Here is a 17862-nt window from a genome sequence, read left to right as displayed (position 1 = left end):
GTAACACTCCATTTTTTAATAATAAATACGATTTAAAATATAATGTTAGGATTTTTAGCCAAGGTTTTCGGAAGTAAATCAGAAAGAGATATAAAGAGCATACAGCCGTTGGTTGTTAAAATAAATGAAGAATATGCAAAACTTTCTTCAATTAGCAATGATGAATTGCGTGCTAAAACAATAGAATTTAAAAGTAGAATTACTACTTTTTTAACAGATATAGATGCAAAAATTGCAGCATTAAAAGTTGATGCTGAAAGTGAAGATTTGGATCTTCATCAAAAAACAGCTTTATACGATCAGGTTGATGCATTAGGTAAAGATCGTGATGCGGAATTAGAAAAAGTACTTTTGGAAATTCTTCCTGAAGCATTTGCTGTTGTTAAAGAAACTTCACGCCGTTTAAGTGAAAACGACTTTTTAGAAGTTACCGCAACCCAGTTTGATCGTGATTATGCTGCACGCAAAAACAATGTTAAAATTGTTGGCGATAAAGCGCAGTGGGCAAATAAATGGGATGCCGCCGGTACAGAAGTATCATGGAATATGGTGCATTATGATGTGCAATTAATTGGTGGTATTGTTTTACACAGCGGTAAAATTGCTGAAATGGCTACTGGTGAAGGTAAAACCCTTGTAAGTACATTGCCGGCTTATTTAAATGCATTAGCAGGTCAGGGTGTTCACATCGTTACCGTGAATGATTACCTTGCCCGTCGTGATAGTGAGTGGAATGGCCCTTTATTTGAATTCCATGGTTTAAGTGTAGATTGTATTGATAAACACGAGCCAAACTCAGAAGAAAGAAGAAAAGCTTACGCAGCAGATATTACTTACGGAACAAATAACGAGTTTGGTTTCGATTACCTGCGTGACAATATGTCGCAAACCCCAGATCAGCTGGTACAACGCAAGCAGCACTTTGCAATGGTGGATGAGGTCGATTCAGTTTTAATTGATGATGCACGTACACCATTAATTATTTCAGGCCCGATTCCTCACGGCGATCAACACGAATTTTATGAGTTAAAACCACGCATTGAGCGTTTGGTTAATGCTCAAAAAGCATATGTAACACAAGCTTTAAATGAGGCTAAAAAATTAATTAATGCTGGTAATACTGGTACAGAAGAGGGTGAAGGTGGTTTAGCATTATTACGTGCTTATCGCGGTTTACCAAAAAATAAAGCTTTAATTAAGTTTTTAAGTGAAAGCGGTGTTCGTGGTTTGTTGTTAAAAACGGAAAACCACTATATGGCAGATCAATCTAAGAATATGCCTAAAGTAGATTCTGAATTGTTCTTCTACATCGATGAGAAAAATAATCAGGTAGAATTAACTGAAAAAGGTATTGAGTTAATTACCCAATCAGGAGAAGATCCTCATTTCTTTGTTTTACCTGATGTAGGTACTGAAGTGGCAGAATTAGAAAAATCTGATCTTCCGTTGGAAGAAAAAGTGGTTACTAAAGATGCCTTAATGCGTGATTATTCTGTAAAAGCAGAACGTATCCACTCTGTAAATCAATTATTAAAAGCTTATACTTTATTCGAAATTGATGTTGAATACATCATCGATGAAGGAAAAATTAAAATTGTTGATGAGCAAACTGGTCGTATTATGGATGGCCGTCGTTACTCAGATGGTTTACATCAGGCAATTGAAGCTAAAGAAAATGTTAAGGTAGAAGATGCAACGCAAACTTATGCTACAGTAACCCTTCAAAACTATTTCCGTATGTACCACAAACTTTGCGGTATGACGGGTACTGCAACCACAGAAGCAGGTGAGTTTTGGTCTATCTATAAATTGGATGTTGTAGAAATTCCAACCAATAGAAATATTTCAAGAAAAGATGAGCAAGATTACGTTTACCGTACTGTTCGTGAAAAATATAACGCTGTAGCATCTGAAATTCAATTCCTTGTTTTCCCATACTCGCATTACGAAACAGAGTATGAATTGGATAAAGAAGGAAATGCGAAGCAAAAAGATGGCAAACCAGTAATTAAATATGATGCAACTGGTAGAGCTGTGCCTAAGCTTGATGCTAAAGGTGCATTAATTCCAGCGGTTAATCCTCAAACAGGTCAGTTAGAGCCAAAAGCGGGTCGTCCGGTATTAGTGGGTACAACCTCAGTAGAGATTTCGGAGTTATTAAGTCGTATGCTTAAACTTCGTGGAATTAAACACAATGTATTAAATGCCAAAATGCACCAGAAAGAGGCAGATATTGTTGCCGAAGCTGGACAAGCAGGAACTGTAACCATTGCAACCAACATGGCTGGTCGTGGTACAGATATTAAACTAGGTGCAGGTGTTAAAGAAGCTGGAGGTTTGGCAATCGTTGGTACTGAGCGTCACGAATCTCGTCGTGTTGATAGGCAGTTGCGCGGTCGTGCTGGTCGTCAGGGTGATCCAGGTTCATCTCAATTCTTCGTTTCATTAGAAGATAACTTAATGCGTTTGTTTGGTTCAGAGCGTATTTCTGGTATCATGGTGCGTATGGGAATTGAAGATGGAGAAGTGATTCAGCACTCTATGATTACAAAATCAATTGAGCGTGCACAAAAGAAAGTAGAAGAAAACAACTTTGGTATTCGTAAACGTTTATTGGAGTACGATGATGTAATGAACTCTCAACGTACGGTTATTTATGCTAAACGTAAAAATGCTTTATTTGGCGAGCGTTTAGATGTAGATATGAACAATATGGTTTTCGATGTTGCAGAAGATATCGTGACCGAATACAAACAAGAAGCAAACTTTGATGGCTTTAAATTAGAGGTGATTAAAAACTTCTCTTTCGATACTGCTATTACTGAAAAGGAATTTTCATCATCAAATATAACTCAGTTAACAGAGAAGTTATTTGATGAAGCTGAATCTTTCTATGCACGTAAATCTGATGCGATTATTCAACAATCATTACCTGTTTTAAAACAAGTTTTTGAAGAACGTGGTGAGCATATCGAACAAATTGTTGTTCCTTTTACTGATGGTATTCGTGGAATTCAGGTTGCTGTAGATTTAAAGAAAGCAATTGATAATAAAGGTAAAGAGGTTGTTCGTTCTTTTGAAAAAACAATTGTACTTGCTTTAATTGATGATAGTTGGAAAGAACATTTACGTGAAATGGATGATTTAAAACAGTCTGTACAAAACGCTGTTTACGAGCAAAAAGATCCATTAGTAATTTATAAAATGGAAGCTTTCAACTTATTTAAAAGCATGTTAAATGCAGTGAATAAAGAGGTTGTAAGTTTCTTATATAAAGGAGGCATTCCTGTGCAGCAAGAAGCAGAGCAGGTTAGAGAAGCACCAGCACCACAAAAGCAACCAAAGCTACAAACTACAAAACAAGAGTTTGGTAGAGAAGAGCCAGGTATTGAATTTGGAGATACTCGTGAGGCTGTTCCTCAACAACCCATCCGCAAAGAAGCAACAGTTGGGCGTAATGAACCTTGCCCTTGTGGTAGCGGTAAAAAATACAAAAACTGCCACGGAGCTAACTTGTAATTAAAACATTAATACTTATTAAAGGTCTTGAGAAATCAAGACCTTTTTTTATAGCTAAATTTTTAATATTCATATTAAATCTTATATTTAGAGAGTAGATTTTCAAGATTTCTATCGTATTTAATATCACAGTTTTATAAAATAAAATAAATCAATTAGAAACTGGTAGGCAGTTTCCTAATGATAAATAACCTTAAAATGGAGTCTAGAAACCATTAAAAACGGGGCGTAACCGAAAAGCCATAAGAGTAGGAAACACACACACAAACACACACAAATGAAAAAAGTATTTACCGTTGTCGCCTTAGGCGCAACATTGCTATTCTCTAGCTGCGCCACTGTTTTTACAGGGACCAAACAAACTGTTCAAATTAATTCTACACCTCCGGCCGCAGATATTGAGGTTGATGGCGTTAAAGTAGGGGTTACGCCAATGGCAGTTTCTTTAAAAAAGGGATTTACCCCTCAAACAGTATCACTAAAAATGAATGGGTATGAAACAAGAACATTTAGACCAGAAACTACATTTAATCCAGTTGGTATAGTCAATATCCTATTTGTACTTGGTTTTGCTGTAGATGCAGTTACAGGAGCCATGATGAAGTATGATCCAATAGTTTATGAGGTTAAACTAGAGCCTCAAAAGCAAAATTAGACTTGCTTTAATAAAGCGCACATGTTGGTTGCACTTTATTTTACTATAATTCGCTAAAAAAAAAAGCGCCACAATTAATATTAATTGCGGCGCTTTTTTTTTGTTTGCTGGGTATTACAATGGAATCACCTTAAATGAATCATTGGTATTTGAATAATAACCTTTTGCATAAGTAGCATTTGGAGCATTATACTTTAGCTTACTAAATTTAACACCATCAATTTGATACTCTTTATAAAACTCAATTCCTGTATCGGTTACGATAAATGAAATGGACATGTTTTTAGCAGTTACATTTAAATAGCGATTTGGTCTTACTGATCCATTTATTGTGGCTGTTGTTGCAGTAGTTGCATAAGCTGTACCATTTACTTCTAATTTAAAAGTTCTGAATACATTAAAAGTTGCTGCACCAGCTTTGTAGTTAGCAATAATGGTTGGCAATTGAGCTGCATCAACAGATTTCATTTTCATAAGGTTGCCATATTTTCTACCTTTTAACATGATAGAATCCTGATTGGCACTTAGTACTAAAAATTCAAAGTCACCTTTCATACCACCATCTGAAGTTCCTACACCAGTATAATAACCAGGTGTTGCAAAATAATGAATTACAGAATTGTAATTATCAAATGAAAGGATTGGTCCAGCACCTGGATAAAATTTAAATGTTCCACTTTGTCCCGCTGTAGTATAATCAGCTTGTATAGTTACATCAACATCTGTAGTAAAGTTAGGAAAAAGATTAAAGCCACCATATTCGGTATTGGCGCCAGGATAATAACTAAAAATCCATGCTTTTTTTGCTTTTACGGCATTGTACGCATTTGTAACACTTGCGTTTAATCTAGTTGTTGGATCTTCATCAAATATTCTATCTCTTTTTTTATCACAACCTGCAACTAAAAGAACTGATAATACTGATAATAATAAAAATTGTTTTTTCATAATTCTTTTAATTAAGGTAGAGTAGTTTGATCAAATGTAGCTAAGCCAGCCCCTCTAGTTTGTATATTAGCTCTTAAAGCATCCATATCAATACCAAATTCATTCTTCATGTAGGTCTTAACAATTTCCGTTTTAGTGTTTACAATAGCGATTCCAGCTAAAGCGGCAGCGCTAGTTCCTGCTTGATTTAAATATGCAGTATATTCGGCAGCAGTTCTGGTTACATAGATAGAATATAGTTCTGCGAAATCTTCTCCTGATTCACTAGATGCATACGGAGTAATAAATCCCGCAGTAATTGAGGTTGTTGGAGATGTAAATGCGGTATTCCAGGTATCACCTACGTAAGCTAAACCTGAAATCATTTCAAAACTAGTAGGATATGGTTTAGTTTGATTTAAGATGTGCTGAAATTCGTGGTGAAATGTTTTAAAATAACTAGAAGTTAAATTAGCCATACTGGTAGAATTTGCTGCTAAATTATTCAGGTTATACAAATTAATTTTCTTGCCACCTTCTGCTGTTCCATTTATTAATGTACCATTACTTCTAACAGGTTGAGATCCAATGTACATTACTTGTTTTGGAAAATAGCTTCTTACAAACGCCTGACTTCCAGTTATATCATCGTAAGGTTTCAAGCAGTATTGCAATATCAATTTAGTCATTCTTATAGATGCATCATGCGTTGCAGGCACAACATTGTATACTAAATCTGTTTCCCTGTCGATATATTTATAAAGAATATCAATATTGTAAGGAAGCGTATAATTGTTATAGATATAATTATCTAAAGGATTTTTTTGTGTTTTAGAATCAATAAAAACACTTTGATCGCTTAGTTTATCTTTTTTACATGATACATAAATCATGCTTAAAAAAGCTAGGCCTATAAGGTTATATTTAATTTTCATATTATCTTGGATTTGGAGTTAAACCAGCAGCAATTACATCTTGTGGCAATTGAATAGCTCTTCTAGGGTCTTTTACAGTTAAAGTATTATCATAAACACTATTAATTACGGCACCAGTTGTAAGCCTTCTGGTAACCTCAATACCGTATCTTTTAATATCAAACCACCTTAAACCCGTATGATAAGTTTCTATCCTTCTCATAAATAAAACAGCATGTAACATGTTTTCTTGAGTTCCAGCCTCTATTGTAAACTCAGGGTTTAACTTTTTCTTAGGGGTAGGTGCAGTTGGCGTGTAATATGCTAAAGAGTTAGCCCAAGTGTTTATGTTGGCTTCTGTTAAAGTAGGTAAAGTTGTACTCGTGTAGGTAAAATTACCCCAGTACTGCATATCAGCCAAGGCTGCAGGATAATTTTTTAATTGAATATTAGCCTCTGCACGGGTAAGTAAAGCCTCTTCGAAAGTAAATGGAGCAAATATTCCTTTAGAAAAACCAGTATTAGCCACAGGATCTGTAGTTTCAAAAATATAGCTTAAATGTGGGAAAAGTACTTTATTACTGGTTCCCGAATAAGAGAATGCTTTTAATCTGTAACCAGTGGTTGTAAATGTTCCAAACGGACCTTTTGCCTGGATTGTTTCGAAATTTGCAAGTGCTAATCCTGGTACTAATCTGCTATTACTTGTGTATGCACCAAAAATAGTTCCCATAGAAGAAGTTGCTGGTGTGATTAATAAGTTGGCCTTGATAGAGCTACTATTATATTCGCGTGCCATATTAGAGAATGAAGCTGAGAAGCCTGCAATTTTGTTGTAATCTCTTACATAGCTTGTTGGCGAGTTTTCGAATGATGCAGTAGCATATTTTATTGCTTCTGCCCACTTGCCCATATATAAATTTACTCGAGCTGCAAAAGCATTAGCTGCGGACTTATTAAAGTGAAATTTAGCAACATTTGCGTTAGCATACGATGCGTCGTTTATTAAAGGCAAACCATCTTGTATATCTTTTAAAATATACTCGTACACTTCTTTTACCGTATTTCTGGTGTATTTAGGATCAAGTGTGTTTTCTGATTTAGTCATGTAAGTAATTCCTAAATCAGTTGCAGATGTAGTTGGAGAATAGTGTTGTGCAAATACATTCACCAAAATAAAATGGTTATAAGCTCTAGCAATTAAAGCCTCGCCTTTTGCTGCATTTAAGTTGCTAGGGCTACCTAACTCTTCTATGGCAGTTAAGGCCTGATTTGCGCTAGCTATAGCACTATAGCTACCACTCCAAATTCTTTCAATTCCATCATTGGCTGTTTCAGTAGCATCTTCCCAGTTATAAAGTTGAGTCCACAATCTTGTAGTTGAAAAATTGGGTCCATAATCATCAACATTATCTGATGAATACTCTGTAGGCACAACATATGAACCATACGGATATGCTGAAACTAATAATCGCGATATTTTATCTGCATTGTTTAATTCGGCTCTGTTATCTGGCAATTCATCCAAGTATTTTTTACAAGATGAAAAGGCAAATAATACAACTATAGCCATTGCTATATATATATGAATCTTTTTCATTATTAAATAATTTATAATCCTAATTTTAATGTTAAAGTATATTGCTTAGCTAGAGGTAATGCAACACCACCTGTATTAGCAAATTCAGGATCTTGTCCGTTTAATTTTTTATCAGCATATATCAACCAAAGATTTGATACATTAAATCTTAAACTTGCTGATGCTACTTTTATACGTGCTAAAAATGCTTTCGGCAATTGGTAAGCAACAGAAATATCTTTTAATCTAATAAAATCACCTTTAGCAACGGTAGCAGAAGAATAATTGTATGCGTTGTAGGCATATTCATATTGGCTGCTATTGCGGATATATCTATTGTCTAAAACCACAGGAATATTTGTTTTATTTTCATCACCTGGAACATTCCATGCATCAAAATATTCTCTTGTAGTTGCATCTAAATCTGAATATGCTGTTTTAAAAACAGGATTTAAGCGTACCACGTTTCCAAAAGAGTAAGTAATGTAAGGAGAAAAACTAAATCCTTTATAGGTAAATACGTTACCGAAACCACCAAAATCCGTAGGATCAATAGAGCCTTCATACTTTAAATAACCAAGATTTACTCTACTTTGAAAGTTAATTCCTGTAACAGTTGTAGAATAATCTGCATTGGTAAATTGAGGTAATCCATCCTCACGTAAACCTACAAACGGGATTGAGAATAAAGCTCTTGCCGGATATCCTTGTTGAGATATTGGGTTAACACCAGTAATTAAATCAATAACTCGTTGTCTATTCAAGAAATTTGTTATTTCAGATGTTGCATGAGTATAGTTGAAATTAGCTGTCCATGAAAAATTAGGTGTTTTTATAATTGTACCTGATAATGCAATTTCTACACCACTAGATTTCATGTTGGCTATATTACCATATTTAGTAATCTGACCACCTAAGCCTTGAGTATTTATAGGGCCAATTAAATCAAATTGTTTTCTGCTGTAATAATTAATATCACCATTAATTCTGTTTTGGAACAAGCCAAAATTCATACCGAGGTTTAATTCGTGCTGTTTCTCAAAGCCTAATTGCGAATTTTCTAAATCGTTAATTTGAAGTCCAGTTTCGTTATCGGTAACATTTGGTCTCCATGGATTATAACTACCAATTACCACTAAAGAGTTGGTTACATAAGATGGTCCTCTATCAGCCATTAAGCTGTAAGAGCCACGAAAAGTTAATGTAGATATTGGTGTTGATAGTTTTTTAAAGAATTCTTCTTCACTTGCGTTCCACAAACCACCAACAGACCATGTTGGAGCCCATCTTGCTGATGTACTTTTACCTAACCTATTAGATCCCTCGTACCTGCCTGTAACTTCCAAACTATATTTACCATCGTACGAATAAGCTGCTTTACCAAAAAAGGCAATTTCTCTACCTCTGGTATTGCTTACTGAATAGTATTGAGAGTTTCCTTCTTGTGCTTTTTTAAATATGCGATAATCAACAAAAGGAATTTCACCTAAACCATATTGTAAGCCCCAACCTCTAAACCAGTTGTTGTTTCTATCAATAGAATTAACTGAAGCACTACCTTCTACATTTAAAACATGCTTTTCAGCAAATGTATTGTTGTAACGGGCATTTACACGATAATCGTTAACAAGCGCTTTATAATCAGTTCTATTATAAATACCACCTGCAGGCAAAATACTTACAGGTAAAGCATATGGATTAGCTGGATCTTTATACAAATAAGGATTGTTACTACGTATAATTGTTGTACCCATCGCTCTATAAGCTTCAGCTTGATTTGATTCGTCTTTAATATAATGCTGTTGTGAGGTTTGCTGATATCTAACACTTCCAAAAGCATTTAATTCCAAGCTTTTTAAAACTTTCCAAGTTACTTGACCTTGAAATTTTACTTCAGCAACATTAATATCCATATAGTTATTTTCTAACTCTTTCATGATATTAAATGACGCGTAATTTCTAGTATAGCTCTCATTTGGATCTAAAGTTCTGGAGGTAAACATAGCGTACAAGTAAGGATTGATATCAAAATCTCTTCTCACTAAAGCTGTAACTGGATTGGTAGTTCTACCTAAAGTACCAGGCGCTTTTTGAGCTCTATAGTTTCCTGATGTAAGAATGTTAATCTTAAGTTTATCAGAAATATTATAGGTTGCATTTAAATTGGCTGTATATCTTTTAACCTGCGATTGCTTTGCCCATCCTGGATCAGAAACAACACTTGCTGATGCATAGTATTGAGATTTGTCAGTACCTGATGTAATACTCAATGAATGGTTTTGCATTATATTAGGACTAAATAATTCTCCAAACCAATCTGTATTTCTATATTCTGCCTGTCTCAAATATGCATTTCGTGCTTCTTCTGTATTTAAAAGTTGACCAGAGTTAATTAACTGGTACATTTTACCGTAAACACCACTATTTGAAGCGTTAGAAACATCAGCTAAATTTAACCAACCTCTTTGATAGATTTGTTGATAGAAACCCATCTGCTCTTGAGAGTTCATAATATTAAAGCCATCGTATGAAGGTGTGGCTCTTGAAGTGAATTCGGAAACATAATTAAGCTGACTATATCCTGAACGTCCTCTTTTAGTAGTAATTACAATTACACCGGCTTTAGCTCTAGCACCATATATAGAGGTAGCTGAACCATCCTTTAATACTTGAAATGATTCTATATCATTAGCATTTAATCCACTTACCGCCGAGCTTATTAACGTCATGGCATCACCACTGGCTAAATCATCAGCAGAAACGTCAGCAACATCTTCTAAAATAGCACCATCTACAACCCATAAAGGTTTAGAGCTACCTAAAATAGAAGTTGCACCACGCACTCTAATTTTAGGAGCAGTACCAAATGTACCAGTAGTATTTTGTACACTTACCCCAGCTACTCTACCTTCAAGCATTCTACTTGGATCAGGTAGACCGCCCAATTCAGCATCTTTTACAGATATTTTGGTTGTAGCACCAGTAAATGTTCTTTTATCTACGTTACCACCAATACCTGTAATTACCACTTCATTTAAGTTACTTGCAGATTGTACCAAGCTAACATTTATGGCAGTTTTACCGTTGGTGTTAATCTCCTGAGTAATGTAACCTAACATAGAGAATACTAAAACGTCGCCATCATTTACTTTAATGGAAAACTCTCCATTATTGTTTGTTGATGCAGCTTTAGTAGTACCTTTTACCTTAATACTAGCGCCAGGTAATGGTAGTTTATCTCCGCTACCTATAACTCTTCCTGTTATAATGCGATCAGGTTTTACATCGGATCTTTCTTTTACCTTAACAATTATGTTTTTATCCTCAATTGAAAAAGAAAGTGGCTTATTTAAGAAAATATCGTTCAGTAAATCAGATACTTCTTTGTTTTTTACGTTTACGTCAAAATTGCTTGAAAAATTTAAAACATCATTGTTGTAAATAAAATCATAGCCCGTTTGATTGTGGATTTCCTTGAAGAGCTCCTTTAGTTCGGTATTCTTTTTGCTGATACTAACCTTTTGGGCAAAGCTTGTTGCACTTGCCTGAAAGGTAATCATCAAAATTATTATTCCTGTTAATTTCATAACCAAAAGGGCTTTTTTTATACCTAAAAAGGCTGGTTTTTTATGAATAGTGGGATAAAAAAGAGCAATATAACTCCTTAGTGAATGTGATAAATCATTCATATATTAGATTGTTGGGTTTATTAAGTAAGTTGATTCACAAATTTGATTTCTGGGTAACCCTTCACCCTGCCGACAAGCAGGACTTTTACCTTTCCGGAGTGCAATCTGGAAAGGTTATTTTTTGTTAACCCGAATAGTAGTCTGAGTATTTATTTCTTCATTTAGTTTCCTCCATTTGTTTTTTTAACTGTAATTAGTTTGTTGTTTATTTGGAAATCAATTCCTCCAGATTTCTTTATCAAATCGAGTATTTTATCGATTTTATTACTTCTCGAAATCATTGCGGTAATTGATATTTTTGGTTTTGGTCCTTCGTAAGTTACATCAACATCATACCACCTTTTAATTTCTCTCATTACCTGATCGATAGGGGTATTATCAAAATTGAAATAGCCGTTTTTCCAGCCTATAACGTCATCTGTATCCATTGTTTTAAGCATAATTTTGTCGGTATTACGCATAAAATAAGCCTGTTCTCCTGGTTTTATAAGTTGTGAAACCTCTCCTAAATTTAGTTTTACCGAACCCTCCATTAGCGTAACTTGCGTGCTTGGTTCATCATCGTAATTCATAATATTAAAATGTGTACCTAAAACAGAAACTACAGCCTCGCCAGATTCGACCTTAAAAGGGTGATTTGCATCTTTAAAAACTTCAAAATATACTTCGCCAGTGGCGGTAACATTTCGGTCTTTTTTTACAAATTTAGTTGGGAAGGTAATAGAAGATGAAGCATTTAACCATGCCTTACTATTATCAGGTAAAACCACTAAATATTGGCCCCCAACGGGAGTAGAAATTGTATTTATTGTTGGCTTTTCATCATAATCATCACTACCCAAAACACGGTAAACAACTTGTCCATCGTTAGTTTTGGAAACAGAAATACCAGCCTCTTGCAAAATTTTACCATTGGCGGCATCCGTTAATGATATTTTAGAGCCATTTGCTAGTGTTAAGTAAGCTTTATTATGATTTTGATCCTCTTTTATTGTTTTCTTAGAAACAATTTGATCAACAGATTTATTTTTATGGTTTTGAGCATAAAATATTAAGCCCACAGAAAATAAAATTGCAAAGGCTGCTGCGTATTTATAAAACCATAACCTTTTTTTGTTTGATTCGTGCTTGGCAATGTTTTGCTCCAATCGGGCAAAAATATCTTGCTTAACAGAATCTTCATCGCCCATTAATTTGGGGTTCCAATCCTTGTATCTTAAAGATAACTCATCGTAGGCAGCGTCAAATGCTTTTTGCTCAGCTTCTGTAGCTATACCAAGTTCGCATTTACGTGCAAGTTCTCTAAATTCTTGATCTGTTTTTGGAACATTCATATAGGTAAGTCTAATTACAGCACACTTACCCCCAAAGGATTATGAAATATTTATGAAAATAAAATTATAGTGAAAATTAGAACATAATCACTCATAGATAATTTTAGTTGCCTTAAAGCTATTGTAATTTGGTTTTCGACCGTTTTAGGACTAATTCCCATTCTTTCGGCAATTTCTTTATTATTTAAGTTTTCTTTCCTGCTCAGTATAAAAACCTGTTTACAACGCTCTGGTAAAGTAGAAATTCCTCTATCTAAAAGCATATTAATTTCTATTTCCTCCAAGCGATCACCTAAATCGGTGGTTCCGGCAAATTTTTCAAATTCATCAGCTTCTAAAAATACTTTTCTATTACCAGCTGATTTAATGTAAGTTAAAACCTTGTATTTAACAGCAGTGAAAAGGTAGGATTTTAGCGATTCGATTTCTACCTCATTTCTGCGAATCCAAAGTTGAAGCAAAATATCCTGAACAATGTCTTCAGATTGTTGTGCATCTTTAATAATGCTAAAAGCAGTAAGGTAAAGCTGTTTCCAATAGGAGTTATAGATATATTTAAGCGCAACTTGGTTGTTTTCTTTCAATAAAAGAAGCAGTTCTTTATCTGAATGAGATTTTTGCGTTAAAAGGTTCATTGGTTATATGAAAATCACAATTATAAAATTAAAATCAATCTAAAAAGACCAAATTTTAATCTTATTGTAGTTTGTTGTTGGTTAAAGTTGAGGTTATTTGTTGGTTATTTTGGTGTACTTCTGGTTATTTTTTAATAATAGTTATTGGTCTGTTTTTGGGCAACTTTGAGTAATGCCCTGTCTATATAATTTGTAATAGCCATAAAGAATGCCGAATTTTGTATTGATTTCGGTCATACTGTTTATGCCTTAGAACGTTAATTAACCATGAAGATAGTTTTTACTTTTATACTTTGTATATTTTTTTCAAAAATTTCTTTTGCTCAAAAGGGAGAAGTAACGGTTATCAAGGATCCTTTGATTGATAGTTTAATTGCCAAAAGGATAGAAGTTTATAAATCTTCGGGCGAAGTTAAGCCCAATAAAGCCATTGTTTCCTCGTATGGTTACCGGCTTCAAATTTTTTATGGCTCGGATAGGCGAGAAGTTTTTAATGAGCAGGCAAGGTTTAAAAGCCTTTATCCAAAGCTTAATACTTATATAATTTATAAAGAGCCCAATTATTACGTTCGCGTTGGCGATTTTAGAACAAAGCTTGAAGCGCAACGATTAATGAACGAACTCAGACCAAATTTCCCTACCTTATTTATTTTCAGGGAAAAAATTAATGCACCTAATTTAGATACCACTACTGATGATCAAAGATAAAATTAAAGACCTAGCCGAAACCATTTTTAATGATGTTGTAGGTTACCGTCGCCATATACACTCCAACCCCGAACTTTCATTTAAAGAATTTGAAACTTCTTTATTTATCAAAGAAAAATTAAGCAAATGGGGTATTGAATATACTGATTGTGCCAACACAGGAGTAGTTGGCTTAATTAAAGGGAATAAACCATCTGATAAAGTAATTGCTTTACGTGCCGATATGGATGCATTGCCTATACATGAGGCAAACGATAAACCATATCGATCAAAAAACCATGGCGTAATGCATGCCTGTGGCCATGATGTACACAGTTCTTCACTTTTAGGTACTGCGTATATTCTTAATCAGCTTAAGGATGATTTTGGTGGAACAATTAAATTAATTTTCCAGCCAGCAGAAGAGTTGTTGCCCGGTGGAGCAAGCATTATGATTAAAGAAGGTGTTTTGGAAAATCCCAAACCTGATGCTATTGTTGGGCAACACGTAATGCCTTTGATTGACGCAGGTAAGGTTGGTTTCAGATCAGGTATTTACATGGCTTCTACTGATGAATTGTATGTTACCGTAACCGGAAAAGGTGGCCATGGCGCACAACCACATCAAAATATCGATCCAGTTGTAATTGCTTCGCACATCATTATTGCCTTGCAGCAAATTGTTAGTCGCAATGCAGATCCTCGTTTGCCGTCAGTTTTATCTTTCGGTAAAGTAATTGCAAATGGCGCAACTAATATCATTCCTAATGAAGTTAAAATTGAAGGTACATTTAGAACCCTTGACGAAAACTGGCGTGCTGAGGCACATGTGCGCATGAAAAAAATGGCCGAAGGTATGGCAGAGAGCATGGGTGGAAGTTGTGATTTCGATATTCATAAAGGTTATCCATTTTTAATTAACGAAGAGAAATTAACAGCAAATGCCAGAAGCTTTGCCGAAGATTTTTTGGGTAAAGAAAATGTGATAGATCTAGATATTTGGATGGCTGCCGAAGATTTCTCTTTTTATTCGCAGGTAACTGATGCTTGTTTTTATCGCTTAGGTACTGGAAATGCAGCGAAAGATACACAGCACTCCGTGCATACACCAAAATTTGATGTAGATGAAGATGCACTTAAACTATCAACGGGGTTAATGGCTTATATCGCTGTAAAACAATTAGGAAACTAATATTAGAGTGAACGCTACCATCGTAATTGCCTGCACGAAGCAACATTACAATTAAGTTATAACTGTATGATTACTTCGTGCTTTTAATAAGTGATATTTCCTTTGGCTTTATTTTTGCATTTAAAGTAACACATGAAAAAAATATTTTTGTTTTTATTGTTAATACCGTTCTTTTTCAAAGGTTATAGTCAGGAAATTAATCGTTTTAACCCCGATACGATAAAGACCATAACGCTTGATTCTACCGTAAATATTAAAGCCGAGCGTTTAAATATCGAAACTTTTATCAATGCTATTATAAACGATACCACTTTTTATCAGTCTTTCAGAGATATGAAACGTTATAGTTTTATTGCTGAAAACCGAATTTATACCTATGATAAGAAGAACAAAGTTGATGGACGTATCTATCGAAAAATTCGCCATAATAATAGCGGTCCATATAAAATTGAATATTTAGTTAAGCAGGATACAGGCAAAGTATACAAGAAAAACGGTAAATACCAGTTGTATACTGTAGAAATGTTTGATTATATTTTTATGAATGCCTATAGTTCTGATTTTGTTAAAGACGCACCTTTGGATGGCAAAAAAGGTGGAACAACAAACGAAGGGTATAAACAAAAGTTGAAAACTTTAATTTTTAATCCAGGTCGCCCCGTAAAAGGGATTCCATTTATTGGTAGTAAAACAGAAATTTTTACAGCCAACATGCGCCAATATTATGATTATGGATTTACAAGCGGAACTTATCTGGATTCTATCCCCGTGTATCGGTTTAGAGTTTCTGTTAAGCCCGAATTAAGCAGCTGGACTAAAGATGGAATCATGATTAAAGAACTTGTAACCATTTTTGATAAACGCAACTTTAATATTCTTGGTCGTTATGTAGATATGAAATATAGCAACATGTTGTTTGATTTTAATGTACAAATGAATATTGAAATGGGGTATTTTGGTGAAGACAAATTACCTACAAAAATTACTTATCAAGGCAATTGGAATGTTCCCTTTAAAAAAGAAGAAAGAGCAAGTTTCCTTATTCTGCATAAAGATTATAAACTGGAGAAAGGTAAATAAGGACTTATAAACGGCTAAAAGATTTATTATCTTTAAATGTTTTAATTAAATCCTAATCCATGCGCCCACGCTATTATTCCAAACTCATATTCTTTTTTGCTTTAACAGCCTTTTCTTTAGAAGGTTTACAAGCGCAAGTACTAACGTCTAAACAAATAGATAGTCTTACTGAAAAGGTTTTAACAACTTTTGATGTTCCAGGAATTGCGGTTGCTGTGGTAAAGGATGGAAAAGTTATCCATGCAAAAGGTTATGGAGTACGCTCTTTAAAATCCACTCAAAAGGTTGATGAAAATACACTTTTCGGCATTGCATCCAATACAAAAGCCTTTACAGCAGCGGCATTAGGTATATTGATTGATGAAAAGAAGTTAACTTGGGATACCAAAGTAACAGATGTTATACCCGAATTTAAGATGTTTGATCCCTATGTTACGGCAGAATTTACTATAAGCGATTTACTTTCCCATAGAAGTGGATTAGGATTGGGGGCAGGAGATTTAATGATTTGGCCTGATTCTTCAACAGTTTCTAAAAAGCAAATTATCCATAACCTAAGATATTTGAAGCCAGTTTCTAGTTTTCGTACCAAATGGGATTACGACAATTTATTGTATATCGTAGCCGGAGAAGTAATTGAGCGTGTGGCTGGCGTAAAGTATGAAGATTTTGTAGAAAACAGAATCATGCAACCATTAGGAATGACAAAAAGTGCTTTATCGTTTGATCGACTAAAAGATAAAAGTAATATTATTGATGCCCATGCACCTATAAATGGAAAAGTTAGTGTAATAGCTAAAGATTTCTCTGCAAATAGTAACGCAGCTGGCGGAATTAATACCAGTGTAAATGATTTAAGTAAATGGGTACTTGTGCAACTTAATGGTGGTAAATATGGTGATAAGCTTGATAAAACCTTATTTAGTAAAGCTGCGCAAAATAATATGTGGACAATGCACAGCGTTATTCCTGCTGGTAAAGGCTCTTACAACAGGCATTTTTATGGCTATGGATTGGGCTGGTTTTTAAGTGATGAAAAAGGAAATCTTGTTGCTGACCATACAGGAGGATTGGCCGGAATGGTAAGTGAAGTAACTTTGGTTCCAGAGTTAAAACTTGGGATTATTGTTTTAACCAACCAACAAGCTGGCGGAGCCTTCTCTTCCATCACCCAGTCTATTAAAGATGGGTATTTCGATGTTAAAGGCAAAGACAGAGTTAAAGATAATGCCGCAGGCGCAAAAGCAGAAGTTGATTATGCTAAAAAAGTAACCGATAAGATTTGGGCTGATATTGCGGCAGAGCAAAAAAATAATCCTAATAAAGTTGATGCAAAAAAATATTTAGGAACTTATTCTGATGTTTGGTTTGGTGAAGTAACCATTACTGAACAGAATGGGAAAATGCATTTTCAAGCTAAAAACTCACCAAAACTAAGCGGAGATATGGTTTATTATAAGGGAAATACCTTTATTGTAAAATGGTACGACAGAAGTTTAGATGCCGATGCATTTGTAAATTTCTCTCTTGATAATAATGCCAGCTCAAATGGATTTAAAATGGAAGCCATTTCTCCATTAACGGATTTTAGTTTTGATTTCCAGGATCTTGACTTTAAAAAGAACGATAAGAAATAACATGAACCAAAGAA

The 17862-nt window shown here is 34.5% G+C and carries 12 protein-coding genes; 6 read left to right on the top strand and 6 right to left on the bottom strand.

Translation table 11 applies throughout. The features are described from left to right. Positions 1 to 42: 42 nt before the first annotated feature. The gene (locus tag EHC72_RS10355; RefSeq protein WP_131537622.1) at positions 43 to 3519 is read left to right on the top strand and encodes a preprotein translocase subunit SecA; all 3477 of its coding nucleotides are present in this window, start codon (positions 43 to 45) and stop codon (positions 3517 to 3519) included. A gap of 277 nt (positions 3520 to 3796) precedes the next feature. Beyond that, complete coding sequence (locus EHC72_RS10350; RefSeq protein WP_131537621.1) at positions 3797 to 4174, top strand: PEGA domain-containing protein; 378 nt, start codon at positions 3797 to 3799, stop codon at positions 4172 to 4174. Positions 4175 to 4288: 114 nt separating this feature from the next. On the opposite strand, the gene EHC72_RS10345 is transcribed toward EHC72_RS10350, so the two are convergent. The 6 genes from EHC72_RS10345 to EHC72_RS10320 all read right to left on the bottom strand — a co-directional run bounded on the left by EHC72_RS10345 (position 4289) and on the right by EHC72_RS10320 (position 13252). Beyond that, positions 4289 to 5122: a DUF4302 domain-containing protein gene (locus tag EHC72_RS10345; RefSeq protein WP_131537620.1), complete on the bottom strand. Its 834-nt coding sequence runs from the start codon at positions 5120 to 5122 to the stop codon at positions 4289 to 4291. A gap of 11 nt (positions 5123 to 5133) precedes the next feature. Continuing rightward, positions 5134 to 6036 carry a zinc-binding metallopeptidase gene (locus EHC72_RS10340; protein WP_131537619.1) on the bottom strand — a complete coding sequence of 301 codons (903 nt, stop codon included), beginning with the start codon at positions 6034 to 6036 and terminating at the stop codon, positions 5134 to 5136. Between the two features lies 1 nt (position 6037). Beyond that, positions 6038 to 7615, bottom strand: coding sequence for a RagB/SusD family nutrient uptake outer membrane protein (locus EHC72_RS10335; protein ID WP_131537618.1), 1578 nt, complete (start codon positions 7613 to 7615; stop codon positions 6038 to 6040). 11 nt (positions 7616 to 7626) lie between these two features. After that, positions 7627 to 11283 (bottom strand): SusC/RagA family TonB-linked outer membrane protein, encoded by a 3657-nt coding sequence (locus tag EHC72_RS10330; protein ID WP_131537617.1) that lies wholly within the window; start codon positions 11281 to 11283, stop codon positions 7627 to 7629. 161 nt (positions 11284 to 11444) lie between these two features. Next, entirely contained in the window at positions 11445 to 12617 is a 1173-nt protein-coding gene (locus EHC72_RS10325; protein WP_131537616.1) for a FecR family protein, read from the bottom strand. Between the two features lie 50 nt (positions 12618 to 12667). After that, entirely contained in the window at positions 12668 to 13252 is a 585-nt protein-coding gene (locus EHC72_RS10320; RefSeq protein ID WP_131537615.1) for an RNA polymerase sigma-70 factor, read from the bottom strand. A gap of 267 nt (positions 13253 to 13519) precedes the next feature. Between EHC72_RS10320 and EHC72_RS10315 the strand changes: the two genes are divergently transcribed. From EHC72_RS10315 to EHC72_RS10300, 4 genes are all read left to right on the top strand, one after another. Next, complete coding sequence (locus EHC72_RS10315; protein WP_131537614.1) at positions 13520 to 13960, top strand: SPOR domain-containing protein; 441 nt, start codon at positions 13520 to 13522, stop codon at positions 13958 to 13960. Beyond that, positions 13947 to 15131, top strand: coding sequence for a M20 metallopeptidase family protein (locus EHC72_RS10310; protein ID WP_131537613.1), 1185 nt, complete (start codon positions 13947 to 13949; stop codon positions 15129 to 15131). The genes EHC72_RS10315 and EHC72_RS10310 overlap by 14 nt, the downstream gene beginning before the upstream one ends. Before the next feature lie 132 nt (positions 15132 to 15263). Then, on the top strand, positions 15264 to 16211 hold the full coding sequence (locus tag EHC72_RS10305; protein ID WP_131537612.1) for a hypothetical protein: 948 nt from the start codon (positions 15264 to 15266) through the stop codon (positions 16209 to 16211). Positions 16212 to 16270: 59 nt separating this feature from the next. Beyond that, the gene (locus EHC72_RS10300; RefSeq protein ID WP_131537611.1) at positions 16271 to 17848 is read left to right on the top strand and encodes a serine hydrolase; all 1578 of its coding nucleotides are present in this window, start codon (positions 16271 to 16273) and stop codon (positions 17846 to 17848) included. Positions 17849 to 17862: the final 14 nt, after the last annotated feature.

It is taken from the genome of Pedobacter nototheniae, assembly GCF_004335085.1.
GTDB lineage: Bacteria > Bacteroidota > Bacteroidia > Sphingobacteriales > Sphingobacteriaceae > Pedobacter > Pedobacter nototheniae.
The sequence above is the reverse complement of the archived record's forward strand: the minus strand, read 5'-3'. Positions and strand labels throughout refer to the sequence as shown.

Excerpts from the sequence above, each read along its gene's own strand:
- EHC72_RS10310 (WP_131537613.1), top strand. The coding sequence starts at position 13,947 with ATGATCAAAGATAAAATTAAAGACCTAGCCGAAACCATTTTTAATGAT.
- EHC72_RS10315 (WP_131537614.1), top strand. The coding sequence starts at position 13,520 with ATGAAGATAGTTTTTACTTTTATACTTTGTATATTTTTTTCAAAAATT.
- EHC72_RS10305 (WP_131537612.1), top strand. The coding sequence starts at position 15,264 with ATGAAAAAAATATTTTTGTTTTTATTGTTAATACCGTTCTTTTTCAAA.
- EHC72_RS10350 (WP_131537621.1), top strand. The coding sequence starts at position 3,797 with ATGAAAAAAGTATTTACCGTTGTCGCCTTAGGCGCAACATTGCTATTC.
- EHC72_RS10325 (WP_131537616.1), bottom strand. The coding sequence starts at position 12,617 with ATGAATGTTCCAAAAACAGATCAAGAATTTAGAGAACTTGCACGTAAA.
- EHC72_RS10355 (WP_131537622.1), top strand. The coding sequence starts at position 43 with ATGTTAGGATTTTTAGCCAAGGTTTTCGGAAGTAAATCAGAAAGAGAT.
- EHC72_RS10335 (WP_131537618.1), bottom strand. The coding sequence starts at position 7,615 with ATGAAAAAGATTCATATATATATAGCAATGGCTATAGTTGTATTATTT.
- EHC72_RS10300 (WP_131537611.1), top strand. The coding sequence starts at position 16,271 with ATGCGCCCACGCTATTATTCCAAACTCATATTCTTTTTTGCTTTAACA.
- EHC72_RS10340 (WP_131537619.1), bottom strand. The coding sequence starts at position 6,036 with ATGAAAATTAAATATAACCTTATAGGCCTAGCTTTTTTAAGCATGATT.
- EHC72_RS10320 (WP_131537615.1), bottom strand. The coding sequence starts at position 13,252 with ATGAACCTTTTAACGCAAAAATCTCATTCAGATAAAGAACTGCTTCTT.
- EHC72_RS10330 (WP_131537617.1), bottom strand. The coding sequence starts at position 11,283 with ATGAATGATTTATCACATTCACTAAGGAGTTATATTGCTCTTTTTTAT.
- EHC72_RS10345 (WP_131537620.1), bottom strand. The coding sequence starts at position 5,122 with ATGAAAAAACAATTTTTATTATTATCAGTATTATCAGTTCTTTTAGTT.